This window comes from Candidatus Pelagibacter communis (genome assembly GCF_001180165.1).
Lineage (GTDB): Bacteria > Pseudomonadota > Alphaproteobacteria > Pelagibacterales > Pelagibacteraceae > Pelagibacter > Pelagibacter ubique_P.
Window position 1 is genome coordinate 41,182 of record NZ_CVSQ01000052.1, and the last position, 23,015, is coordinate 64,196.

A 23,015-nucleotide genomic window follows, 5' to 3' on the forward strand; every position below is an offset into this window, starting at 1 on the left:
TTAAATAGCTTTATAAAAATTGTACCAGTTATTTCCAAGTATTCCATGTGTCTCGGTTTCTGAAAAACCTGCTTTTTTTAGACCTTTTTCAATATTTGAGAACCCTCTTGCATCAAGAAACCAGTCAGGTTGTTTTGGAAAACCTGGTTTATTTTTCGAACCTTCACCATAATTTTTACTTTTAGACCAAGAACCATTTCTCATCCACTCAACAACAGTATCTGGGTGATCTAAACAAAGATCTGATCCTATTCCTATTTTTTTTACATCCATTATTTCAGCTGTTTTTGCCACCATTTCACAAAAACTATCTAGAGTACAATTTGTGTTATCTTTTAAGTGATGTGGGTATAATGATAAACCCAACATACCACCACTATCACTTAAAATTTTTAATAAATCTGAGGATTTGTTTCTTTTAGCTGGATGCCAAAAAGATGGATTGGCATGAGTAATTGCAATTGGTTTTTGACTAAACTCAATTGCATCTATAGTACTTTTTTCTGCAGAATGTGACATATCAACTACAAGGCCAACTCTATTCATCTCTCTTATAACCTCACGTCCAAAATTTGTAACTCCACTATCTACTTTTTCATAACAACCTGTTGCTAGCAAAGACTGGTTATTATAAGTAAGTTGCATAAATCTGCATCCTAATTGATGAACCTTTTCAACAAGATTTATGTCATCTTCAATTGGTGAACAGTTTTGAAAACCAAAAAATATTGCAGTTTTGTTTTCTTTATTAGCTTTCTCAATATCTTGGAAATTCTTACCAAGAAAAATTAAATCAGAATTTTCATGAAATAATTTTTCCCATTTTTTAATTTCAAGTTGTAATTCATCAAAATCTTCATGGTAGACAATGGTAACATGAACAGCATCTAATCCGGCAGATCTATTGATCTCAAAGATTTTCCTAGACCAATTACAATATTGAAGATTATCAATTTTATAATTCATAGTATGCTTAACTCTAATCAATATGTATTTTAAATACTATTAATTTTATTGAAATTTTAAGTTAATTTTGAAATAAACAGATTGATCAATTTTCATGAAAAAAAATAGTAAATTAAAAGTTTCAATCATAATGGGAAGTCAATCTGACTATAAAGTAATGAAACTAGCCGAAAAAACCCTAAAAAAAATTGGAGTTTCATTTGAAACAAAAATTATATCTGCTCACAGAACACCACAAAGAATGTATGAATATGCTGCAAAAGTTGAGCAAAATAATATAGGAGTAATTATTGCGGGTGCTGGAGGATCTGCTCATCTTCCAGGTATGGTATCAGCACTTACACATGTGCCAGTACTTGGTGTTCCTGTTGAAAGTAAAAAACTTAAAGGTTTGGATAGTTTGTTATCAATTGCACAAATGCCTAAAGGAATTCCTGTAGGAACGCTTGCTATAGGAGAGGATGGCGCTATTAATGCTGCTTTATTAGCTGCAGCAATAATTGCTAATAATAATTCAAATGTTCGAAAAAAACTTAAAAATTTTAGAACATCACAAACTAAATCTGTAAAGAAATCTCCAAAATAAAATGTCAGAAATTACTCTTGGTATCATTGGGGGTGGACAACTTGGAAGTATGCTTGCAATAGCGGCTAAAAAATTAAATGTTAAAACTGTTGTTTTTTGTGATGACATAGATGCGCCAGCACAAAATTTTTGTAATCAATTTGTTACAGGAAGTTATGATAATAAAGAAAAAATATCAGAATTTATAAATCAGGTTGATTTAGTCACTTATGAATTTGAAAATATTCCTTATGAAACATTAAATGAAATAAACAAATTTAAACCTGTTTTGCCAAAGCCTTCAGTTAACAGATTAATTCAACATCGATTGGCTGAAAAAGATTTTGTTAATAAATTAAATATTAGAACAACCAGATATGTTTCAATCGAAAAAAAATCTGACATAGATGCTTTAGAAGATTTTTTGCCAGGAATATTAAAAACAACAACACTTGGTTATGATGGCAAAGGTCAATATCCAATTAAATCAGGTGATGATCTTAATTCATTGAATATTGATTTTTCAAAAGGATATATTCTTGAAAAATTTGTAAAATTAAAAAAAGAGATTTCAATAATAATCACAAGATTTAGTAATAATAAATATGAAATTTATGAACCAATAGAAAACACTCATGAAGATCAAATTTTAAAGTATTCAAAAATACCTGCTGATATTAATGAAAAGATTTTTAATCAATCTAAAGATTGGGCAATGCTAATAGCTGAAGAACTTAAATATATTGGAACTTTGTGTGTAGAATTTTTTATTGATAGAAATGATAATCTTTATGTTAATGAGATTGCTCCAAGAGTGCATAATTCAGGTCATCTAACAATAAATGCTTTTAATGTGAGTCAATTTGAAAATCACGTAAGAGCTGTTTGTGGTTTAGAACAAATTCCTTTAAAAAAAATATCTAATGCTAAAATGATGAATTTGCTTGGTGATCAAATTACTCATTATAGAAATATGCAAAAGTTTAATGACAACGAATTTTTCTTTGATTATTTGAAAAAAGATATAAAAGAAAAAAGAAAAATGGGTCATATCACAACTTTAGTATAAATGTTAAAATCAATAGAAGGTAATTTTGATAATCCAGAAGTTAATGAGCTTCTAACTAAGCATTTTGTTGAGCTTAGAGCTGCTTCTCCAGAGGGAAGTGCTCACGTCCTTGACATTCCAGGTTTAAAAGTTCAATCAATTAAGTTTTGGAGTTTGTGGGATGATGAAAAATTGATCGGTTGTGGTGCTTTAAAATTTTTAGATAAAGAACATGGGGAATTTAAATCTATAAGAATTCACGATAATTTTAGAAAACAAGGTAAAGGGATCCATGTAATCAATCATTTAATCGATGAAGCTAAAAAGTTAAAAATAAAAAGATTAAGTATCGAAACAGGGGCAGGTGATTTTTTTATACCCGCAAGAAAACTTTTCAAAAAAACTGGTTTCACCGTATGCGAACCTTTTGCACACTATAAAGAAGACATCAATTCTGTTTATTTAAGTATGTTTATTGACGATAATTAAAAAATTATTTTTAATTGTTGTTCTATTTTGTTGACAAAACCCAATAAAATCTAAAGAAAGCCATTATTACTTAATTATAAGTAATAATTAAACATAACAAAAAGTAAGAAGATAAATATGAGTCTACAAGGTAAAGTAAAGTGGTTCAATCCAACCAAAGGTTTTGGTTTTATTGAAAGAGAAGATAAAGAAAAAGATGTGTTTGTACATGTTTCAGCAGTAAGAGATGCTGGTATGAACGGTTTAGATGAGGGTCAAGCTTTGACTTTCGATGTTGAAGATGGTCCTAAAGGTCCTTCAGCAGTTAACTTAAAAACTGCATAATTTCACAACTTCCTATTGGCTGAAAAATTTATTTAACTTTAAAAAATTTATTATTCAGCCAATACCTTGTTTAATAACAATCTTTAAACACAATTATTAATTATAGATTTAAAATAAAAAATTAATAAATTAATCAAAATTATGATTGGAATTTTAGGTGGAATGGGAACTCAAGCAGGTCTTGATTTTTGTAATAAACTTGCAGTTTTAAATAGAGGAAAAATTGATCAAGAGTATCCATTATTTATACTTTATAATAAATCAAATATTCCTGGTAGACCTGAATCTATTGGCTCTCAAACTAAAAATCTTTCAAACAAATCTACAAATAAAATAAGTAGAGCAAAATATAACAAAGTTTTAAAGAGTTTGCTTAAAGGTTGTAAACTTTTGGAAAAGAATAAATGTAAATTTATAGTTATACCTTGTAATACAGCTCATTATTGGTTCGATGATTTGCAGAATAAAATTAATATTCCAATAATCAATATGCCAAAAGAAGTTTTCAAATTTACAAAAAAAAAATGCAAGAGAAACTCCAAAGTTGGTCTCTTAGCAACAGAGGGCACTCTTAAAACTGGAGTTTACAAAAAATTTTTTGAAAAAGATTATCAATTAATTGAGCCATCTCAAAAAATACAAAAAATGTCAGTTAATAAAGCTATTAAATTAGTTAAAATGGGCAATGTAAAGGCTGCAGCAAAAGCAATTAAACCTGCAATTGACTCCTTAATTAAAATGAAGTGCAAAAAAATTATTTTAGGTTGTACAGAGCTCCCTATTGCAATTTTTGCATTTAAATCATTTAAAAATGTTAAATCCTCAAAAATTTTCTTAGATCCTAATTTAATTTTGGCTCAGTCAGCTATGGTTAAACATAAAAACTAGTTTATGTCTAACAAAACTGAAAAGCCATATGTGTTGAGAGCTGCTGAATTTGTTTATTCAAATATAATAGAAATTAAAAAACAAAATCCCGAAATCAACAATATTCAGGCATTTGAAATTTTTATGACTACTAAAGAATATGATATTTTAAGCTCAGGAGAATTTCATGATAAATGGTTTTTAGAGCTTAAGAATAATAAATTTATTGACCAAATAACTAAAAAAAAAATAAATGAAGAAACTTTAAGACTTTTGGAACTACAAAAAGATTCTATGATAAAATTTTTAATGAAGATACCTAAACTTTATTATACTAAAAGTCATTTTCCACTAGAAATTTCACAACGAGCTTTTAATCATTTATGGAGAGTTTGTGAAAGCTATGAAATGTGGTGCAAGGAAACTGATCAAAAAGATTTGATATATCTAAATATTATTGAGTAATATTATTTAAATCAAGTATCGATCTAGTAACCTCAATTCGCTTTTTAAGTAATTTTTGTAAATTTTGATTATCTAGTTTTTGTCTAGTCATTTTTATTCTTGTTTCAACTAATTGTCTTAAGTCCTCATCAAAAGAATTTTTTTTAATTTTTATATCTTTTTCTTCGACCAACGTTTCTTTAATTAAAGCCAAAGAATTCTTTCCAGTTTCTTTTTCTATACGTTGATTAACTATAAATTGTGCACTCGCTTTATAGATATTACCTGAAGTAAGAGCGGTTACACCTGGACCAACAAATGAAAGAATGGGTACAAAACCTGTCAAAAAGAAAAAAGACAGTATAATTGTTAAAATTCTAAATAACCTAAAGTTCATAGTAGAACATTAAGTGATTTGGCATTTTGTTTCTACATCTAATTTGTTCATTATAGGTACTGATTTGTTTGATTTTATTTAATTTATTTGTTTATTAAACATGATGATTAAAATATTCCCTTTTATATTTATACTTTTATGGTCTTCTGCTTTCATAACAACCAAACCTATTATAGACAACAGTGATCCATTTGCGGCTCTAGCTTTTAGATTTGCTTTAGTTGCTTTAGGTTTTTTTTTATTTTCTATTTATTCAAAACAAAAAATTCTAGTTAGTAAACGAAACTTTTTTGAATCTTTTTTTAGTGGTGTCTTGTTTCATGGGTTTTATCTCGGAGGTGTATTTTACTCAATTTCAATAGGTATGCCTACGGCAATTGCAGCGTTAATTGTAACCCTTCAACCAATTCTTACAAATGCATTAAGTGGTCCAATATTAAATGAGAAAGTATCTACAAAACAATGGATAGGTGTCTTATTGGGATTTGCTGGCGCAGGACTTGTATTGGGTTTTGATATTGGTTTAAAAATACCGGCAGCAGGATTGATCGCAACAATAATTGCTTTATTAGCAATTACATTTTCAACTTTATGGCAAAAAAAATTAAGTAACAACTTACCATTGTCTGTAAGTAATATGAATCAAGCTGTTGGCGGATGTTTATTTCATTTATCAGTAATTATATTATTTGTTGATCCGTATATTGATTTTTCACAAACATTTATTATTGCAATGAGTCATCAAATATTTTTAGTGTCATTTGGTGCGTTTACAATATTGATGTTTTTAATAAAAAATAATTCTGCAAGCAAAACTGTTTCTATATTTTTTTTAATTCCAGCAACTTCTGCCTTTATGGCATGGCTTTTCTTAAATGAGAGTTTGACTAGCTTAGATTTAATTGGATTTCTTGTAACTTCTATAGGCGTTTATATTGCAACAAGAGATTAAAGATTTAGGCTTATATAGATTTAAAGCCAAACTCAAGAGATGCGTCTGTAATTGAATGATATAAAGATTCGCCAAAACTTCTTAGAGCAAATAACCTTACTTTATTTGGATTTTCACTCAGCCTATCTACAGTGAAGGCTATTCCATTATAAGTTGAGTTAATTGAATTATTTTTATCCAATGTATTAAAATTAAAAGGACATCCTTTTTTCAAAACTTCTATCGTATCATTTCCTTCAATTTCAATAATAGCTCTAGAATGAGATAAATCTGTTACAGCAAAATCTGTATCTTTAAATTTTTCTAATACATTTTTTATTAAATCTTTTTTTGTTGAAACTAAAAGCCAGTTTTTTGGTCCATTCCACATAATCCTTGTATTTTCATTGAATAATACAGTTAAAGGTTCATTTTTTAAATTTAAACCATCAATATCAATACCCTCAAATGAAACTGAAGAATTCTTGTACTGAACTATTTGAACAATTAATAAATTTTTAATTTCAGATATTTTAAGTATATCATTTTCATTTTTACCTTCATAATCTCCGAATTGACCTTTTGTGTGAACATTTGATAAAGCTGAAATTAATGTCATGATCTAACTCTTTCACCTTTCGGGTCGACATAATGTGATGAAACTATCTCAACTGGTATTACTTTGTTTTTAAGTGGGGACATCGCAAAAAGCTTTTGACCAATCATATTTTTTCCATCTTTCAAAATTGCCAAAGAAAAAGGATTATCATATTCAACACTCCAACAAGATGCAGAGATATGACCTAATTTTGGATTTGGTAACGGTGCTTTATCATCTTTAACTAAGTGAGAGCCTTCTGGTATGCTTGTTTGTTTGTCTAATGGAACTACGCCCACTATTCTTTGTCTATCTTCAGCTATAAATGCAGATCTTTGTAATGATCTTTTTCCAATAAAATCTTTCTTTTTACTAATAAGACCTTCTAAGGCGTTATCGAATGGAATTGTTCTGCCATCAAGTTCTGATCCAGCAACATGTCCCATTTCAATTCTAAGAGTTGATAATGCTTCAGTTCCATATGGTTGAATATTAAATTCTTCACCAACTTCAATTATTTTTTCCCACATAAAATTTCCATAATCAGACTCAACATTTACTTCATAAGCAAGCTCGCCTGAAAACGAAATTCTAAATATTCTTGCTTTAACACCAAATAAATCTCCCTCCATATAGCCCATAAAAGGTAAGCCTTCATTTGATACATCAGAGTTTGGAAATAATTTTTGTAATAAATCTCGAGATTTAGGTCCAGCGATAGCTGCTCCAGCCCACTGTTCTGTCGTTGAAACTACATTCACATTTAATTCAGGCCAAACGAGTTGCAAATAATATTCTAAATGCGAAAGAACGTTTGCTGCTTGAGCTGTAGTAGTGGTCATATGATAATGATTTTCAGAAATTCTTGTAGTTGTTCCGTCATCCATTACAATTCCATCTTCTCTTAACATTACACCATATCTTGCTTTACCAACTGGTAGCTTCAACCATGCATTTGTATAGACCCTATTTAATAACTCCGCTGCATCTGGTCCTTTAATATCTATTTTACCTAATGTAGTTACATCGCAAACACCTACATTTGTTCTCACATTTTTTGCTTCTCTTTTTGATCCCTCAAATAAATTTTCATTTCCTCTTTTATAATACCTAGGTCTTAACCAAACACCCGCATCAACAAAAACTGCATTATTTTTTTCATGCCATGAGTGCATTGGAGATTTTCTTGTTGGTTTTGAATGTTTTCCAACCTCTCTTCCTACTATTGCTCCAATAGAAACAGGAGTATATGGGGGTCTAAAAGTTGTATGACCTACTGCAGGAACAACTTTATTTTCAATTTCGGATACTAATTGCAATCCATTTAAATTACTTGTTTTTCCTTGGTCTGTTGCCATACCTAGAGTGGTATATCTTTTAACGTGCTCAATTGATCGATACCCTTCTCTTAAAGCTATTTCCACATCAGATACCGCTACATCATTTTGAAAATCTAAAAATCTTTTATAATTTTTACCTTTTGGTAACGGAACACACCAAAACTTATCATGTTGAGAAGATTTTTTTTCAACAACATTTGGAATAGCTATCTCATTATTATTTTCAGTAATTTTTTTTGATAATTCACTTCCTGCTTTAAATGAAGTTTTTAATGTTTCATCAAGTGAAAATACACCATTAGCTGCACCTAAAGTGATTTCATTTTGTTTTGATTGCCCTGGAACAAATGCATCAATTTCCTCTTTAAACTTTGTTTTATTTCCTGATTGTGAAGCTAAATGGATAGTTGGCGTCCAAAAACCTGAAACACAAATACAATCACATTGAATATTTTCTATTTTACCAAGTTGTTTTTTATCATCTGAAATACTTGCAATATCTGCAGATTTTACTTTTTTGTATCCTTGTGCTGCAACCACAACATATGAATTTTTAATGTTAATTCCTAAATTTTTTGCTTCATCTATTATTTCTGACTCAGCGCTTTTCCTTGAGTCTAAAACAACTGGATCTACTCCATATTTTTTAAATTCAATTGCTGTTTCATATCCACTATCGTTATTTGTAAATACCAATGGTTTTCTTCCAACTAAAACACCATATACTTTTAAGTATTCTTTAGCAGCTGAAGAAAGCATAACTCCTGGCGTATCATTATTTCCAAAAACTATCGGTCTTTCAATTGATCCAGAGGAAATCAAAACTTCTTTTGCACGAATGTACCATAGTCTTTTATTAGGATGGTATTTTTTAGTTGATGGTAAATGATCACTAACTTTTTCTGACATCACAAGCATGTTGTGATCATAGTATCCAAAGATTTGGGATCTATTTTTTACAACAACATTTGGCATTGTTTTAAGTTCTGCAATTATTCCCTCAGCCCAATCTTTTCCTGATTGATTTCCAATATTGACATCACTAGTTAGTAAAGATCCACCAAATCTTGGTTTATCCTCAGCTAAAATTACTTTAGCTCCATTTTTTGCTGCAGCATACGCACCTGCTAATCCCGAAGGTCCTGAACCTGCAATTAATAAATCACAATATTCGTATTTATGTTCATACCTTTCTTTGTCATGTTTAGTTGAAGCTACACCTAAACCAGCTGCTTTTCTTATAAAAGGCTCATAAATTCGATACCAAAAACTTTTTGGCCACATAAAAGTTTTGTAATAAAAACCTGCTGGTAAAAAAATTTTTAGAAAATTATTGATTGCACCTATGTCAAAATTAACACTTGGCCAACAATTAACACTTTTAGCCTCTAAACCCTCAAACAACTCCTGTTCTGTAGCTTTTATATTTGGCTCTGTTTCACCATTTCTATAAAGTTGAACAACTGCATAAGGTTCATCTACACCTGCTCCAAAGAAACCTCTGGGTCTGTGATATTTAAAACTTCTTCCTATTAAATGAACTCCATTTGCTAATAAAGCTGAAGCTAATGTGTCACCTTCATAACCAAAGTAAGTTTTTCCATTAAATTTAAAAGATAATTTTTTATCTCTATTTATTAACCCACCATTTTCAATTCTAAAAGCTTGAGTCATTAAGCAACTTCCTCATCAGCTTTAAAGGTTCTGAAAATTTCATGGGTTGCGGTATCTCTCTCAACCTTTATCCATTGTCGACATCCAGAAATATGTTGCCATAGCTCTAAATGCTTTCCTCTTAAACTTTTTCTATTGTAAACAAAATTATCCCATTCTTGATCAGAAACTTCTTTATTAAGTTCTGGTCTTTTAACGCTTGCATCGCCACCATACGAAAATTCATTTTGAGACCTCATTCCACAGTGCGGACAATTTATATAAAGCATTTACGATATCCAGGTTTTTGTTCCAAGTCCCTTTTCATCAATAAGATGGCCAGTACTAAATCTATTTAAACTATAACCAGCATTTAATTCGTGAACTCTATCTTGCGCAATTGTGTGTGCAAATGTCCATCCTGATGCAGGTGTGGCTTTAAATCCTCCGTAGCACCATCCACAATTTAAATACAATCCTTCAATGTGTGTTTTATCAATAATTGGTGAACCATCCATTGACATATCCATTATACCGCCCCAAGTTCTCAACATTTTTAATTTACTTAAAAAGGGCATCATCGCTATTCCTTCAGTTAAAACATGTTGTAATGTTGGAAGATTACCTCTTTGAGCGTAACTATTGTAACCATCAAGATCACCTCCCATTACCATCTCACCTTTATCTGATTGACTCACATAAAAATGACCAGCACCAAATGTAACTACTTTATCTAAAACTGGTTTAACTGGTTCAGAAACGCAAGCTTGAAGTAAATGTGTTTCAATTGGTAAAGTCATATTTAATTTTTCAGCTAATATATTTGTGCTACCGGCAACACAAATACCAACTTTTTTTGCTTTAATATTTCCCCTTGAAGTTCTTATGCCTTTTATTTTACCTGCGTTAACATCAAAACCAATTACTTCACAATTTTGAATTATATCTACACCCATAGAGTCTGCTTGTCGTGCATAACCCCATGCAACAGCATCGTGTCTTGCTGTACCTGCACTTGGTTGCATCAAACCACCAAAAATTGGAAATCTAACGTTGTCAGAAAAGTCAGCCATTGGAATAATTTCTTTAACTTGTTCTCTATTTAAAAGAACTGCATCAATTCCATTTAACCTCATCGAATTTCCTCTTCTCGCGTATGCATTCATTTGTGCATCAGAGTGCGCAAGGTTAATTATTCCTCTTGGAGAAAACATTACATTGTAGTTCAAATCCTGACTCATCTTTCTCCATAAATCCATTCCAAACTCACTGAACAATCCATTTTCATCGTGCATATAATTGGATCTAATAATTGTAGTGTTACGTCCTACATTTCCTCCTCCAATCCAACCTTTCTCGATAATTGCTACTTTTGTAATGTTGTGTTCTTTAGCTAGGTAATATGCGGTTGCTAATCCATGACCACCACCACCTATAATTACAACATCGTATTCTTCTTTAGGAGCTGGATCTTTCCAGGCTAAATCCCAATTTTCATGGTTTGAAAAAGCATTTTTAACTAAGTTAAATATTGAATACTTCTGCATTAAATAATTTTATAACAAAGAATATAAATAGTGCTTATTTTTTTTATATATATTTTTTAGAAGTTTCCAAATATCTCAAAAAAGGATAAGAAGTCACAGTTAAATGTTTTTAATTTAAAGGATTATTCATGAGCGATGTAAAGTCAGATATTCAGATAGCTAGAGAAGCTAAAATGCAACCAGTTAATGATATTTTAGCAAAGATAAATGTTCCTGATGAGAGTGCAGCTTTCAGCCCAATGGGAAGACACATCGCAAAAATAAATTTGGAATATTTAGACACTCTTAAAGATAAACCAGATGGAAAATTAATTTTAGTAACTGCAATCACTCCAACTCCAGCTGGTGAAGGTAAAACAACTACTTCTGTTGGATTGAATGATGGATTAAATAAAATTGGAAAAAAATCTATTGTTTGTTTAAGAGAACCAAGTCTTGGTCCCTCTTTTGGAATGAAAGGTGGTGCAGCTGGCGGAGGATATGCTCAAGTTGTTCCTATGGAACAAATAAATTTACATTTCACAGGTGATTTTCATGCAATCACATCAGCTCACAATTTGTTATCTGCATTAATTGATAATCATATTTATTGGGGAAATAAATTAGATATAGACGTAAGAAGAATTGTTTGGAAAAGAGTTATGGATATGAATGATAGATCTTTAAGATCAATAAACATAAATCTAGGTGGTGTTGCTAATGGATTCCCAAGAGAGGATGGTTTTGATATTACTGTTGCATCTGAGATAATGGCAATCTTTTGTTTATCAAATGATCTAGAAGATTTAGAGAAAAGAATTGGGAATATTACAATTGGATATAATCGAGATAAAAAACCAGTTTATGCAAAAGATTTAAATGCTCAAGGGCCTATGACTGTACTTCTTAAAGAAGCTATTAGACCAAACGTAACACAAACATTAGAAAACAATCCTGCAATTATACATGGAGGACCATTTGCAAATATAGCTCATGGATGTAACTCGGTTATTGCAACAAAAACTGGTTTAAAACTTGCAGATTACGTTGTGACTGAAGCAGGATTTGGTGCTGATCTAGGTGCTGAAAAATTTTTAGATATTAAATGTAGAAAATCAAATTTAAAACCTAGTTGTGTAGTTATCGTTGCAACAATCAGAGCATTAAAAATGCATGGTGGAGTTGCAAAGGAAGATTTAAAAAACGAAAATGTAGATGCACTTAAAAAAGGATTGGTTAACCTTGAGAGACATATTGAAAATGTTAAAAAATTTGGGTTACCAGTTGCAGTTGCTGTTAATCATTTTATTAAAGATACAGACAGTGAAGTAAAAGCACTAATAGATTTTTGTAATGATTTAGGAGTTAAAGCAAGTCTTTGCACTCATTGGGCAAATGGTGGAGAAGGAACAAAAGATTTAGCTGCACATGTTGCTGAATTATGTGAAAAAGATGAGGCAAAATTCAAATTCTTATACGAAAGTAAAACTCCATTGTTCAAAAAAATTGAGACAATAGCAAAAGAAATTTATAGAGCTGATGAAGTAATTGCTGACACTAAAATAAGAGAACAACTAAAAAATTTTGAAGCAGCGGGATACGGTGAATTACCAATTTGTGTTGCGAAAACTCAATATAGTTTTTCAACTGATCCTAATTTAAAAGGTGCTCCATCAGGTCATTCTCTTCCAATAAGGGAAGTAAGACTATCATCAGGTGCTGAGTTTATAGTTGTTATTTGTGGAGCGATAATGACAATGCCTGGTCTTCCAAGAGTTCCAGCAGCAGACTCGATTAAGTTAAATAAAAAAGGTGAAATAGAAGGTTTATTCTAAATTTAGAAAGTCTAACCAGTTCTCTAATTCTCTCATTCTAGAAACTTTATCTAATTTATTATTCTCACTTTCTATATGTTTAATGTGATTATTTATTTCATTCTCATCTTTAAAAGCACCTTTTGCCAAAAGTCTTTTTTTTCTGAAAATAATCAAGTTGATCATTTTGTTATAAGTAATCTCAGGGTGGTATTGAAGACCCCATATATTACAGTTACCAACTTTAAAATTTATCCCTTGAACGTTATTTATTGAGTTTGAGGCTAATAAAATTGAATCTTTTGGCATTGTTACGACTTCATCAAAATTAAATGCTGGTGTATTAAATTTTTGATCTTTATTTTTATAGAGTGGATGATTTAAACCATTTTCATTAATTTCTATATTTGAAGCAATGCCTCTATGAGATCCTTTTGTAGCTTTTTTAACTTTCCCTCCTGCTGCTGTTACAGCTACTTGCATGCCCCAACATATTGCTAAAATTTTTTTTATTTTTTTCTGACATTCTCTCATAAATTCAATTTGTCTTTTTATTTCTGGGGTATTGTTATAGATGTTTAAACTACTTCCTCCCCAAATAAGACCATCGTAGCTTTCAAGTGCATCAATATTTTGATCGATATTTTCATCTGAAGAAGGATTAACAACGTGGGTTTTTAATTTATCTGTGAAAAACGCTAAGCTATCTTTAAGACTTTCTGTATGTGTTTGAATTCCAGCCTCAGAAAAACTTTGGTTTTCTTCTCGTAAGTTTCCTTCTACTATCAATATTTTTTTCATTAAAATAATTCTCCAGAAATACTTTTTATATACATTTCTTTTAGATCCTTTTGACTTAATTTCTTGGGATTTCCTCCTGTTGATGGATCTTCAAATGCCATTGAAGAAAGTTCATCTAAATCAATATTATTACAATCCATCACATCTGATAATTTGTGTGGAATATTTAAATTTTTTCTTAATTCCAAAATCCAATTTAAAAAACTATCAAAATTTTTATTTAAATTAAGATAATCACAAATTGATATTATTTTATTTTCAATTGAGGATTTATTAAATGTTAAAACATAAGGCATAAATATTGCGTTTGATAAGCCATGGTGAACATTAAATTTACCATTTACTGGGTGACTTAATGAATGAATTGCTCCCAGTCCTTTTTGAAACGCAGTCGAGCCCATTGAAGCTGCTGAAAGTAAATCCATTCTAGCGTTAACATCTTTTCCATTTGTAAATGCTTTTAATAAAGAATTTTTAATTAACTTCATTCCTTCCATTGCCATTCCATCGGCCATTGGATGATATCCTGGTGCACAAAACGCTTCTAAATTATGTGCAAGTGCATCCATACCTGTTGCTGCTGTTAATCTTGGAGATAAATCTAGTGTAAGTAAAGGATCTAAAATAACAATCGAAGGTAACATTTTTGGATGAAAAATAATTTTTTTTGCACCTGTTTCTTTATTTATGATTGCAGATGCTCTACCAGTTTCGGATCCAGTCCCGGCAGTGGTTGGAACTGCAATAATTTTTGAAATTTTAGAACTATCAGCTCTTGTCCAGTAATCACCAATATCTTCGAAATCCCATAACGATCGAGATTGATTACACATAAAAGCTACAGCTTTTCCAACATCTAAACCACTTCCGCCTCCTAAAGCAATTACACCATCACAGTCCAAGGTATTATAAACTTCGACACCTTCTTCTATATTTTCTCCAATTGGATTTCCCGTAAAATTAGAAAAGATAGCTAAATTTTTAAAATTTTTTTTTAATCTTAATATTATATTTTTTATTAAATCTAAGTTAATTAAATCCTTGTCTGTTACAAATAATGGCTTTGAAATATTTAACTCTTTACATGCCAAAGATAAATCTTCAATTCTATTTTCTCCTATCCACATAGTGGTTGGATAATTCCAATTAATACCCATAACAAAATATAATTTTATTTTTTTAAAAATTGTTAGTAAGATATATTTATAAATTTATTAATGATAGGAAAAATTCTATGTCAAAAGTAGCAATCATAGGTGCTGGTCCATGTGGACTTTCAATTTTAAGAGCATTTGAGCATTTAGAAAAAAAAGGAGAAAAAATTCCTGAAATAGTTTGCTTTGAAAAACAAGAAAGTTGGGGTGGTTTATGGAACTACAACTGGAGAACTGGTTCAGATCAATATGGAGATCCTGTACCTAATAGTATGTACAGATACTTATGGTCTAATGGACCTAAAGAGTGTTTAGAATTTGCTGATTATTCTTTTGATGAACATTTTGGAAAGCCAATTCCCTCTTTCCCTCCAAGAGAAGTACTACAAGATTATATTCTGGGAAGAGTGAGCAAAGGAAATATAAAAAGTAAGATTAAATTTAATACAAGAGTTACAAATACTGTTTATAAAAATGATAAGTTTGAAATTAGCTACCAAGATAAAGTTAATAATAAAATTTTAAATGATACGTTTGATTATGTGGTAGTCTCTACAGGTCATTTTTCAGTACCTTTTATACCTGAGTACGATGGAATGAATTCTTTTCCAGGAAGAATAATGCACTCACATGATTTTAGAGATGCAGAAGAGTTCAGAGGAAAAGATGTGATTGTTTTGGGAAGCAGCTATTCAGCTGAAGATGTAGCCCTACAATGTAATAAATATGGTGCTAAAAGTGTAACAATTGGTTACAGGCATAACCCAATGGGCTTTAAATGGCCAAAAGGCATGAAAGAAGTTCATTACTTAGATAGGTTAGATGGAAAAAAAGCTATATTTAAAGACGGAACAGAACAAAATGCCGATGTAGTGATCTTGTGTACTGGATATCTTCATCATTTCCCATTTTTAGATGAAAGTTTAAAATTAAAAACACATAACAGATTATATCCACCAAAACTTTACAAAGGAGTTGTGTGGCAAGATAATCATAAACTTTTATACTTAGGTATGCAGGACCAGTTTCATACATTTAACATGTTTGACTGTCAGGGATGGTATGCGAGAGATGTGATCATGGGAAAAATCAAAATGCCTAGTGACGACGAGATAGATAAAGACATAAATAAGTGGGTTTCAATGGAGGAAAAATTAGAAAATCCTGATCAAATGATAGATTTTCAAACAGAATATACCAAAGAACTTCATGATATGTCTGATTATCCTAAAATTGATTTTGAATTAATTAGAAAACATTTCAAAGAATGGGAACACCATAAAGTAGAGGATATTCTAACTTATAGAAATAAATCGTTTTCATCTCCAGTGACTGGATCAGTTGCGCCAATTCATCATACGCCTTGGGAAAAAGCGATGGATGACTCTATGGAAACTTTTTTAAATAAATAGAAAATTAATATTTAATTTTTAATTTTTTGTTTTTAACAATTGCCTCTAATAAAGAGATCATTAACGGAACTTTTCGTTTATTAATTTTTTTAAATACAAAAGGAGCAATTTCTATTGCTAAATCAGCACCTTCTACTGTATCGTTTTTCATAAACTTTTTCTTTGCTTGGGTAAAAGTATAGCCTTTACCTAGATATTCTCCCATTTTACTATTTCTTCCTCCCATTGCACTCACGTATAAATCTCCTAAACCTGCCAGACCATAAACAGTTTCTTTTTTTCCTTTAAAATAATTTGCAAGATATTTCATTTCATCAATTGATTTTCGGAATAAAGCCGATGATGTATTATGCCATTGTCCAGCTCCAATGATCATTGAATAAATATTTTTTATAGCAGATAAAAATTCAACTCCATTAACATCTCTACTAAATTCAGTTTGATAATAATTTGTTGAAATTAATTTTCCTATTTTTTTTGCAGTATTAATATTTTTGTTCGCAACAACAGTGAAACTTTTAACTTTTTTAGCTAATTCTTTTGCTAAACACGGGCCTTTCAAAACTGAAATATTTAAATTCTTATTATATTTTCTTAATAAGCTAGACATTGAAATTAAATTCCTACCATCTAATTTAAGACCTTTTGTTAATACTAAAATAGGCAATTTATTTTTTATTTTTGAAAGATTTTTTCCAATTAAGTCTATTCCAATAGAACTCACAGCAATTACAATTAAGTCCCATTTTTGATTTAAGATGTCGCTTGAAAATTTATTTATTTTTAATTTTTGTGGTAAATTTATATTTAATGATGGGTGAATTTTTTTTTTTAAGTTTAATTTTTGTAATAATTTAAAATTATATGGCTCTGTTAATGTAACCAAGTGACCATTATCTAACAATGGTATCGAGAAAGCAGCTCCCATAGCTCCAGCGCCAACAATTAAAATTTTTTTCATTTTTATCTTTATGCTAAGGTTTTTTTAATTGCTTGCTTCCAACCATGCAATATATGATTTCTAAGTTTTTTATTAATTTTTGGCTTAAAAGCTTTATCTTTTTTCCATGTATTTTTTATCTGGTTTAATGATTTGAATTCTCCTACTTGATATCCTGCAAACAGCGCAGCTCCTAGTGCGGTGGTTTCTAAGACTTTCGGTCGAATTACTTTTAGATTAATTACATCTGCTAAAAATTGTGAAAACCAATTATTAGCTATCATACCCCCATCAATCTTTACTATCCTAGGCTTCAAACCATCTTTATTCATTGAATAAAATAAATCATAACTTTGATAAGCAACAGACTCGACGGTTGCTCTCACTAAAGTTTTCCAATCACTATCTCTTGTAAGTCCTGTTATTAAGCCTCTTGCATCAGGTCTCCAATAAGGTGCGCCTATTCCACTAAAAGCTGGTACAACATAAACCTCATTATTGCTTATTGTTGATTTAGCTATTTTTTCAGTTTCATAAGCATTGTTAATTAATTTAATTTTATCCCTTAACCATTGTACGCCTGCTCCTGCTATGAAAATAGATCCTTCAAGAGCATACGTGGTCTTATTATTCAATCGATAACAAATTGTAGTTAATAACTTATTTTTTGAATTTATTTTTTTTGATCCAGTGTTCATTATTATAAAAGCACCAGTGCCATAAGTGCTTTTTATAGATCCTTTTTCAAAACAAGCTTGTCCTACAGCTGCTGCTTGTTGATCTCCTAAAACAGCTGAAATGGGTATTTCTTTTCCTGTAACTCTCTTATCTGTTTTTCCAAAATTATCTGCAGAATTTTTTACTTCAGGCAAGATACTCCTTGGAATTTTTAATTTCTGTAAAATTTCATTATCCCATTTATTGTTATTGATATTAAACAACATGGTTCTACTTGCATTGGTAGCTTCGGTTAAATGCTGTTTACCTTTGGTTAATTTCCAAATCAAGAAGGTATCCACTGTACCAAACAATAAATTATTAGTTTTTAGTAATTTTTTTGAAACTTTAACATTATCTAAAATCCATTTTATTTTAGTGGCAGAAAAATAAGGATCTATAAATAACCCTGTTTTTTTTCTAAAAGTATTTTCATAATTTTTATTCTTTAGAGATTTACAATATTCCTGGGTTCTTCTATCTTGCCAAACGATTGCATTATAAATAGATTTTCCAGTTTTTTTATTCCACAAAATTGTAGTTTCCCTTTGATTTGTAATTCCAATAGTAAGTATATTACCTTTTAAACTTTTAGCTTTTTTAATTACTTGCTTTAATGCTTTAAGTGTTGTCGACCAAATTTCATTTGGATTATGTTCTACCCAGCCATTTCTAGGAAAGTATTGTTTAAATTCATATTGAGAAATAAATTTAATGTTCCCTTTAGTGTCAAACAAAACAACTCTTGACGAGGTTGTTCCTTGATCAATGGAGACAATAAATTTTTTCAAAATACTAATCTATGCCAAGATGTTTTTTTCTTTTTCCAACCCAAGTTCTAATCAAATTATCAAAAATCAATCCTATAAACGCAACACAGATACCGAGAGTTAAACCAATTCCTGCTCCATTTTTATCTGAAAGTGCTTTTAAAATGTATTGACCAAGATCTTCTGTTCCAATGAAAGCTCCAATTATCACCATAAATAAAGCAAAAACTATTGTTTGATTTAAACCAAGCATCATATGTGGAAATGCTAATGGAAACTCAATTTTTGTTAATCTCTGAAATTTATTTACACCAGACATTGTTGCAGCTTCATGTAAGCCAACCGGAACGCTTCTTAAACCTTCAATTGTGTATCTTGTTGCAGGAATTGTTGCATAGACAATTACAGCAATTAAAACAGATGTATCTGTTATTCCAAAAAGCATCATTACAGGAATTAAATATACAAATGATGGGAATGTTTGAAATATATCGCAAACACCTAGCATAAATGCTGCAGATTTTTTATTTTGAAAACATATTGTACCAACTGTAAATCCTATTAAACAAGAAATAACTACACCAAAAGTTGCCATGTATAACGTTACTAGCGCTCTATCCCACCATGGACTTAAAGCTATAAATAAAGTTAAAGCAGCAACAACTAATGCTGATCGAATTCCTCCAATTAAATATCCAGCCCCAACTGCCAGTACTAATGTAGCAACTGCAGGCATTCTTAAATATAAAGCTCTCATCGGCTGAAGCACATCTTGAATTAACCATGTGTTGAATGCTTTAATATACACGAAGAAAGTATCAAAAATCCAATCAACTCCTTTATTCCAAAAATCTGCTGTTGATATTCCTTTATTATGAGGAATTTCAAATAAGTAATTAAAACTACCTTTGAAAATAAAAGTCCCAACATATGCGAGAATTATTCCTATTACAAATGAAGCTGCAAAAAATATTACGTTTTTATTTCTTTGGAAAAATGAAAGATTACCAAAATAATCTTGTTGTTGATTTGCCCAAGCTAAAGACATTTTATCAAGAAGAATTGCAATTAAACTAATACACAATCCTGCTTCTAATGCTAATCCAATATTTAGTTGGTTCAAAGCTAATAATAAATTAAATCCTAATCCTTTGGCACCAATAAAAGCAGAGATAACTGCCATTGAAAAACAAACCATAATAACTTGATTAACTCCAATTAAAATATCTCTTCTTGCTGTTGGAATTAGTACCTTAAACATTAATTGCCAATTAGTACACCCGCTCATTCTTCCTGCTTCAATTACTTCCGGCGGTATGGCTCTTAAGCCTAAAATTGTAAGTAATATCATTGGTGGAACTGCAACAACCATTGTAATGATTACAGCAGCATGATCACCAACACCAAATAGAACAAGTGCAGGAACTAAAACAGCATATTGTGGCATGGTCTGCATCACTAGAAGAATTGGGTACAAAGCTTTTTCAATACGTTTGCTTTTGTAAGCTGCAATACCAAGACCTAAACCAAAAATAAATGAAAGTGGAGCCGCAACAAGTATAAAAGAAAGTGTTTGCATTGAAGGTTTCCATTGACCAAATATAGAAATATAGATCATTGTTAAGCCTGCAAACAAAGCTAATCCTTTTCCACTTAATTTATAAGAAAGTATCGCTGCTCCAGCTGCAACAATAGTCCAAGGTAAACCTGGTAACTCTAACCAAGGATAAGCATCAATAAAATCCCAGCTAGTAAATGCAACAATAGTTTCTAAACCTCCAAGTAAAATCTCTCTAATTAATTCAATTAAAAAGGTCATAAATGAAGTTAAATTTCTACTTACCTCTAATAGTAATGGTCGAGTTTTAAATTCTTGAGTATCTTCATTCCAAAACTCCATCGGCATCCACTCATTCATTAAGAAAAACAAGGAGTCGTTTATCCAAATAGGTAGCCATCCTAGAAGTGGAGGCAATCTCCAAAATACATCAAAGGCATAATACCTAACCTCTTTACCTAGAAAAAAGTAAACACTTTGGTTTGGATCTTTAACAAATTCAGCCTGGCCTCTTATAAATTTATAAGTTTCAGGAACATCAATTGCAAAACATAAAGCAAAAAATACAATTAATAAAAATAACCATTGAAATAATTTTGGATACTTTTTTAAATACTCCATATTTTAGCTACCGTTTTTTCTTCCTCCAAAAACTGTATCAATTATTTTTGAAGGTTTAATTGATCCTACAATATTATTATTTGAGTCAACTACTCCTACTAATTTTTCTTGAGTAAGTATTTTTTCTGCAACATTTTCTATAATTTCATCTTTTGATACTTTTAAATCTCCTAAATTATCTTTGCTTGAAGCATCCATTACATCCTCAATAATTAAAACTTTCTCCCTTGGAACTTCTTCAGTAAACTTTCTTACATATTCTGTTGCAGGATTTAATACAATGTTCGCAGGTGTATCTAATTGTTCAATGATACCATCTTTCATAATTGCTATACGATCAGCCAACTTTAATGCCTCATCAAAATCATGGGTAATAAACATAATTGTTTTTTGTAATTTTTCCTGAAGTCTTAAAAACTCATCTTGCATTTCTTTTCTTATTAATGGATCTAATGCAGAAAAAGGTTCATCTAAAAACCATATATCAGGCTCTACTGCTAATGACCTTGCGATTCCTACCCTCTGTTGTTGTCCACCTGAAAGTTCTCTTGGAAAATAATTCTCTCTTCCATCTAGTCCAACTAGTTTTACCATTTCCATTGCTCTACTAATACTCTCTTCAGTATTAGTGCCTTTTATTTGAAGCGGAAAAGCAATATTTTCAACAACTGTTTTATGAGGTAACAAAGCAAAGCTTTGAAAAACCATTCCCATTTTATTTCTTCTAAGCTCAATAAGCTCTTTATTATTTAATTCTAATAAATCTTGACCTTCGATAAAAATTTTTCCACCGGTAGCATCCGTTAATCTTGAAATACATCTAAGAAGTGTTGATTTACCTGAACCAGACAAACCCATTACTACTAACATTTCTCCTTTTGCAACTTCAAAAGAAGCATTATTTACTCCAACAATACATCCTCTTTCCTGAAAGGTTTTTGCATCTACATTGCCATTAGACTCTTCAAGCATCTTTTTGGCATTTTCTCCAAAAATTTTGTAAACCGATTCACATTTGATTACAGTTTCAGACATAAATTTTTTTAAAGTTATCTTAAATTCAATAAAATTAAAATGTTAATAATTGTTACCTTTCTTAATTAAAAATTTTTAATAAAATAAACTCTAGTATCAATTCCGGTACTTAAAAAACTTAAAGCTTCTCCACTTATAGTAATACTTTCATCAACACCTACGTTATTTCCACTAACTGTAAAACCCGCAAAACATTTGTTTTTTTCTTCATCCCATTTGACAAAAGTTTCATCAATTTTATTTCCATTAATTGTATAAAGCTCATGTGCTCTAAAATTTAAAAAATTAGCTCCCATAATTGCTCTTTGTGGAATTAGTTTAGTAGCCTTACATACTTGCTCATATACCTCATCGGATAATTTATAATGATCTGTGCCATCAAATGAGACCAATATACCAGAAGGTAATTTAGATATTAATTCACTAAGCTTTTTTTCCTCAGCAATTCTTTCTTCTTCTAACTTCATTCTTTTTACCAAATCATCACCCTGACCAAAAATTCCATTTAAAATGCTAAAAGACATAATCACTAGAAGAGTAATAATTATGAGACCAATAAATTGCCTTAAAGATTCAGGTAAAGCTTTTATTTTGTTAATATAATTTTCTTTTGACATTATTCTTGTAACTTACCGTTTTTCCAAATACCTGATTTTTGTTTTCCATCTGCCCAAGTAAATGTTCCTTGTCCATTCATAAAACCTTTAGACCACTCTCCTTCATAAGTAGACCCGTCAGGAAAGGTTAAAGTTCCTTGTCCGCTCCATTGACTATTTTTAAATTCCCCTTCATAGATGTAACCATTAGGCCAAGTTTCGATTCCTTGACCTTGTTTTTTTGTATTAACCCACTCCCCTTCATAAGTAGTTTTATCGGTATAAACCCATTTACCAAAACCATTTTCACAGTTACCTTCTTTACATCCAGTGCTTCTTGCTAAAACTGAGGAGCAGATCAAAAAACTAAAAAATATTATAAGAGAATATTTTTTCATTAATATATTTTACACAAATTGATTTAAAAAAAAATCCCCCCCCACGGAGTT

Annotated in this window: 23 protein-coding genes; 9 read left to right on the forward strand and 14 right to left on the reverse strand. The window is 30.5% G+C overall.

Translation table 11 applies throughout. The features are described 5' to 3' along the window. The gene (locus tag AMN88_RS03205) at positions 1–966 is read right to left on the reverse strand and encodes a membrane dipeptidase (RefSeq protein WP_075536392.1); all 966 of its coding nucleotides are present in this window, start codon (positions 964–966) and stop codon (positions 1–3) included. 94 nt (positions 967–1,060) lie between these two features. Between AMN88_RS03205 and purE the strand changes: the two genes are divergently transcribed. The 6 genes from purE to AMN88_RS03235 all read left to right on the forward strand — a co-directional run bounded on the left by purE (position 1,061) and on the right by AMN88_RS03235 (position 4,724). After that, positions 1,061–1,552, forward strand: a complete 492-nt coding sequence (gene purE / locus AMN88_RS03210; protein ID WP_075536393.1) for a 5-(carboxyamino)imidazole ribonucleotide mutase — start codon at positions 1,061–1,063, stop codon at positions 1,550–1,552. A gap of 1 nt (position 1,553) precedes the next feature. After that, on the forward strand, positions 1,554–2,600 hold the full coding sequence (locus tag AMN88_RS03215; RefSeq protein ID WP_075536394.1) for a 5-(carboxyamino)imidazole ribonucleotide synthase: 1,047 nt from the start codon (positions 1,554–1,556) through the stop codon (positions 2,598–2,600). Then, a complete protein-coding gene (locus tag AMN88_RS03220; RefSeq protein ID WP_075536395.1) occupies positions 2,601–3,068 on the forward strand; it encodes a GNAT family N-acetyltransferase in 468 nt (155 codons plus the stop codon). A gap of 117 nt (positions 3,069–3,185) precedes the next feature. Further along, positions 3,186–3,392 (forward strand): cold-shock protein, encoded by a 207-nt coding sequence (locus tag AMN88_RS03225; protein WP_008545539.1) that lies wholly within the window; start codon positions 3,186–3,188, stop codon positions 3,390–3,392. Positions 3,393–3,533: 141 nt separating this feature from the next. Then, on the forward strand, positions 3,534–4,280 hold the full coding sequence (locus tag AMN88_RS03230) for an aspartate/glutamate racemase family protein (RefSeq protein WP_075536396.1): 747 nt from the start codon (positions 3,534–3,536) through the stop codon (positions 4,278–4,280). Positions 4,281–4,283: 3 nt separating this feature from the next. Further along, the gene (locus AMN88_RS03235) at positions 4,284–4,724 is read left to right on the forward strand and encodes a hypothetical protein (protein WP_075536397.1); all 441 of its coding nucleotides are present in this window, start codon (positions 4,284–4,286) and stop codon (positions 4,722–4,724) included. Here AMN88_RS03235 and AMN88_RS03240 read toward each other — a convergent pair. Then, positions 4,714–5,100: a hypothetical protein gene (locus AMN88_RS03240; RefSeq protein WP_075536398.1), complete on the reverse strand. Its 387-nt coding sequence runs from the start codon at positions 5,098–5,100 to the stop codon at positions 4,714–4,716. The two genes, AMN88_RS03235 and AMN88_RS03240, sit on opposite strands and share 11 nt — an antisense overlap. Positions 5,101–5,203: 103 nt before the next feature. Here AMN88_RS03240 and AMN88_RS03245 point away from each other — a divergent pair, with 103 nt between their 5' ends. Beyond that, a complete protein-coding gene (locus tag AMN88_RS03245; protein WP_075536414.1) occupies positions 5,204–6,052 on the forward strand; it encodes a DMT family transporter in 849 nt (282 codons plus the stop codon). 10 nt (positions 6,053–6,062) lie between these two features. On the opposite strand, the gene AMN88_RS03250 is transcribed toward AMN88_RS03245, so the two are convergent. The 4 genes from AMN88_RS03250 to AMN88_RS03265 are packed head-to-tail and all read right to left on the reverse strand — an operon-like array spanning position 6,063 to position 11,169. Further along, positions 6,063–6,650: an aminomethyltransferase family protein gene (locus AMN88_RS03250; RefSeq protein WP_075536399.1), complete on the reverse strand. Its 588-nt coding sequence runs from the start codon at positions 6,648–6,650 to the stop codon at positions 6,063–6,065. Beyond that, entirely contained in the window at positions 6,647–9,643 is a 2,997-nt protein-coding gene (locus AMN88_RS03255; protein ID WP_075536400.1) for a sarcosine oxidase subunit alpha family protein, read from the reverse strand. Before AMN88_RS03255 ends, AMN88_RS03250 begins: the two co-directional genes overlap by 4 nt. Further along, positions 9,643–9,912, reverse strand: coding sequence for a sarcosine oxidase subunit delta (locus AMN88_RS03260; protein ID WP_023854156.1), 270 nt, complete (start codon positions 9,910–9,912; stop codon positions 9,643–9,645). The genes AMN88_RS03255 and AMN88_RS03260 overlap by 1 nt, the downstream gene beginning before the upstream one ends. After that, positions 9,913–11,169: a sarcosine oxidase subunit beta family protein gene (locus AMN88_RS03265; RefSeq protein WP_075536401.1), complete on the reverse strand. Its 1,257-nt coding sequence runs from the start codon at positions 11,167–11,169 to the stop codon at positions 9,913–9,915. Between the two features lie 128 nt (positions 11,170–11,297). Here AMN88_RS03265 and AMN88_RS03270 point away from each other — a divergent pair, with 128 nt between their 5' ends. Further along, on the forward strand, positions 11,298–12,983 hold the full coding sequence (locus AMN88_RS03270) for a formate--tetrahydrofolate ligase (RefSeq protein WP_075536402.1): 1,686 nt from the start codon (positions 11,298–11,300) through the stop codon (positions 12,981–12,983). Here the strand turns inward: AMN88_RS03270 and AMN88_RS03275 are convergent. Both AMN88_RS03275 and AMN88_RS03280 read right to left on the reverse strand, forming a co-directional pair. Further along, positions 12,975–13,763 carry a type 1 glutamine amidotransferase gene (locus tag AMN88_RS03275; protein ID WP_075536403.1) on the reverse strand — a complete coding sequence of 263 codons (789 nt, stop codon included), beginning with the start codon at positions 13,761–13,763 and terminating at the stop codon, positions 12,975–12,977. The genes AMN88_RS03270 and AMN88_RS03275 overlap by 9 nt on opposite strands. Beyond that, the gene (locus AMN88_RS03280; RefSeq protein WP_075536404.1) at positions 13,763–14,920 is read right to left on the reverse strand and encodes an iron-containing alcohol dehydrogenase; all 1,158 of its coding nucleotides are present in this window, start codon (positions 14,918–14,920) and stop codon (positions 13,763–13,765) included. Before AMN88_RS03280 ends, AMN88_RS03275 begins: the two co-directional genes overlap by 1 nt. Before the next feature lie 77 nt (positions 14,921–14,997). Here AMN88_RS03280 and AMN88_RS03285 point away from each other — a divergent pair, with 77 nt between their 5' ends. Continuing rightward, positions 14,998–16,329: an NAD(P)-binding domain-containing protein gene (locus tag AMN88_RS03285; RefSeq protein ID WP_075536405.1), complete on the forward strand. Its 1,332-nt coding sequence runs from the start codon at positions 14,998–15,000 to the stop codon at positions 16,327–16,329. Positions 16,330–16,333: 4 nt separating this feature from the next. On the opposite strand, the gene AMN88_RS03290 is transcribed toward AMN88_RS03285, so the two are convergent. The 6 genes from AMN88_RS03290 to AMN88_RS03315 form a co-directional block, all read right to left on the reverse strand. After that, positions 16,334–17,290, reverse strand: coding sequence for a 2-dehydropantoate 2-reductase N-terminal domain-containing protein (locus AMN88_RS03290; RefSeq protein ID WP_075536406.1), 957 nt, complete (start codon positions 17,288–17,290; stop codon positions 16,334–16,336). Between the two features lie 8 nt (positions 17,291–17,298). After that, positions 17,299–18,777 carry a glycerol kinase GlpK gene (glpK, locus tag AMN88_RS03295; protein WP_075536407.1) on the reverse strand — a complete coding sequence of 493 codons (1,479 nt, stop codon included), beginning with the start codon at positions 18,775–18,777 and terminating at the stop codon, positions 17,299–17,301. A gap of 4 nt (positions 18,778–18,781) precedes the next feature. After that, entirely contained in the window at positions 18,782–20,935 is a 2,154-nt protein-coding gene (locus tag AMN88_RS03300) for an ABC transporter permease (RefSeq protein ID WP_075536408.1), read from the reverse strand. A 3-nt stretch (positions 20,936–20,938) separates the two neighbouring features. After that, positions 20,939–21,970 carry a quaternary amine ABC transporter ATP-binding protein gene (locus tag AMN88_RS03305; RefSeq protein WP_075536409.1) on the reverse strand — a complete coding sequence of 344 codons (1,032 nt, stop codon included), beginning with the start codon at positions 21,968–21,970 and terminating at the stop codon, positions 20,939–20,941. A gap of 65 nt (positions 21,971–22,035) precedes the next feature. Next, positions 22,036–22,587 carry a hypothetical protein gene (locus tag AMN88_RS03310; protein WP_075536410.1) on the reverse strand — a complete coding sequence of 184 codons (552 nt, stop codon included), beginning with the start codon at positions 22,585–22,587 and terminating at the stop codon, positions 22,036–22,038. Next, positions 22,587–22,964: an MORN repeat-containing protein gene (locus tag AMN88_RS03315; RefSeq protein WP_075536411.1), complete on the reverse strand. Its 378-nt coding sequence runs from the start codon at positions 22,962–22,964 to the stop codon at positions 22,587–22,589. Before AMN88_RS03315 ends, AMN88_RS03310 begins: the two co-directional genes overlap by 1 nt. Positions 22,965–23,015: the final 51 nt, after the last annotated feature.

Coding starts and splice junctions, on each gene's coding strand:
- purE (WP_075536393.1), top strand. CDS start 1,061: ATGAAAAAAAATAGTAAATTAAAAGTTTCAATCATAATGGGAAGTCAA.
- AMN88_RS03255 (WP_075536400.1), bottom strand. CDS start 9,643: ATGACTCAAGCTTTTAGAATTGAAAATGGTGGGTTAATAAATAGAGAT.
- AMN88_RS03310 (WP_075536410.1), bottom strand. CDS start 22,587: ATGTCAAAAGAAAATTATATTAACAAAATAAAAGCTTTACCTGAATCT.
- AMN88_RS03270 (WP_075536402.1), top strand. CDS start 11,298: ATGAGCGATGTAAAGTCAGATATTCAGATAGCTAGAGAAGCTAAAATG.
- AMN88_RS03225 (WP_008545539.1), top strand. CDS start 3,186: ATGAGTCTACAAGGTAAAGTAAAGTGGTTCAATCCAACCAAAGGTTTT.
- AMN88_RS03235 (WP_075536397.1), top strand. CDS start 4,284: ATGTCTAACAAAACTGAAAAGCCATATGTGTTGAGAGCTGCTGAATTT.
- AMN88_RS03205 (WP_075536392.1), bottom strand. CDS start 966: ATGAATTATAAAATTGATAATCTTCAATATTGTAATTGGTCTAGGAAA.
- AMN88_RS03265 (WP_075536401.1), bottom strand. CDS start 11,169: ATGCAGAAGTATTCAATATTTAACTTAGTTAAAAATGCTTTTTCAAAC.
- AMN88_RS03220 (WP_075536395.1), top strand. CDS start 2,601: ATGTTAAAATCAATAGAAGGTAATTTTGATAATCCAGAAGTTAATGAG.
- AMN88_RS03280 (WP_075536404.1), bottom strand. CDS start 14,920: ATGGGTATTAATTGGAATTATCCAACCACTATGTGGATAGGAGAAAAT.
- AMN88_RS03250 (WP_075536399.1), bottom strand. CDS start 6,650: ATGACATTAATTTCAGCTTTATCAAATGTTCACACAAAAGGTCAATTC.
- AMN88_RS03215 (WP_075536394.1), top strand. CDS start 1,554: ATGTCAGAAATTACTCTTGGTATCATTGGGGGTGGACAACTTGGAAGT.
- AMN88_RS03275 (WP_075536403.1), bottom strand. CDS start 13,763: ATGAAAAAAATATTGATAGTAGAAGGAAACTTACGAGAAGAAAACCAA.
- AMN88_RS03305 (WP_075536409.1), bottom strand. CDS start 21,970: ATGTCTGAAACTGTAATCAAATGTGAATCGGTTTACAAAATTTTTGGA.
- AMN88_RS03285 (WP_075536405.1), top strand. CDS start 14,998: ATGTCAAAAGTAGCAATCATAGGTGCTGGTCCATGTGGACTTTCAATT.
- AMN88_RS03230 (WP_075536396.1), top strand. CDS start 3,534: ATGATTGGAATTTTAGGTGGAATGGGAACTCAAGCAGGTCTTGATTTT.
- AMN88_RS03245 (WP_075536414.1), top strand. CDS start 5,204: ATGATTAAAATATTCCCTTTTATATTTATACTTTTATGGTCTTCTGCT.
- AMN88_RS03315 (WP_075536411.1), bottom strand. CDS start 22,964: ATGAAAAAATATTCTCTTATAATATTTTTTAGTTTTTTGATCTGCTCC.
- AMN88_RS03290 (WP_075536406.1), bottom strand. CDS start 17,290: ATGAAAAAAATTTTAATTGTTGGCGCTGGAGCTATGGGAGCTGCTTTC.
- AMN88_RS03300 (WP_075536408.1), bottom strand. CDS start 20,935: ATGGAGTATTTAAAAAAGTATCCAAAATTATTTCAATGGTTATTTTTA.
- AMN88_RS03260 (WP_023854156.1), bottom strand. CDS start 9,912: ATGCTTTATATAAATTGTCCGCACTGTGGAATGAGGTCTCAAAATGAA.
- AMN88_RS03240 (WP_075536398.1), bottom strand. CDS start 5,100: ATGAACTTTAGGTTATTTAGAATTTTAACAATTATACTGTCTTTTTTC.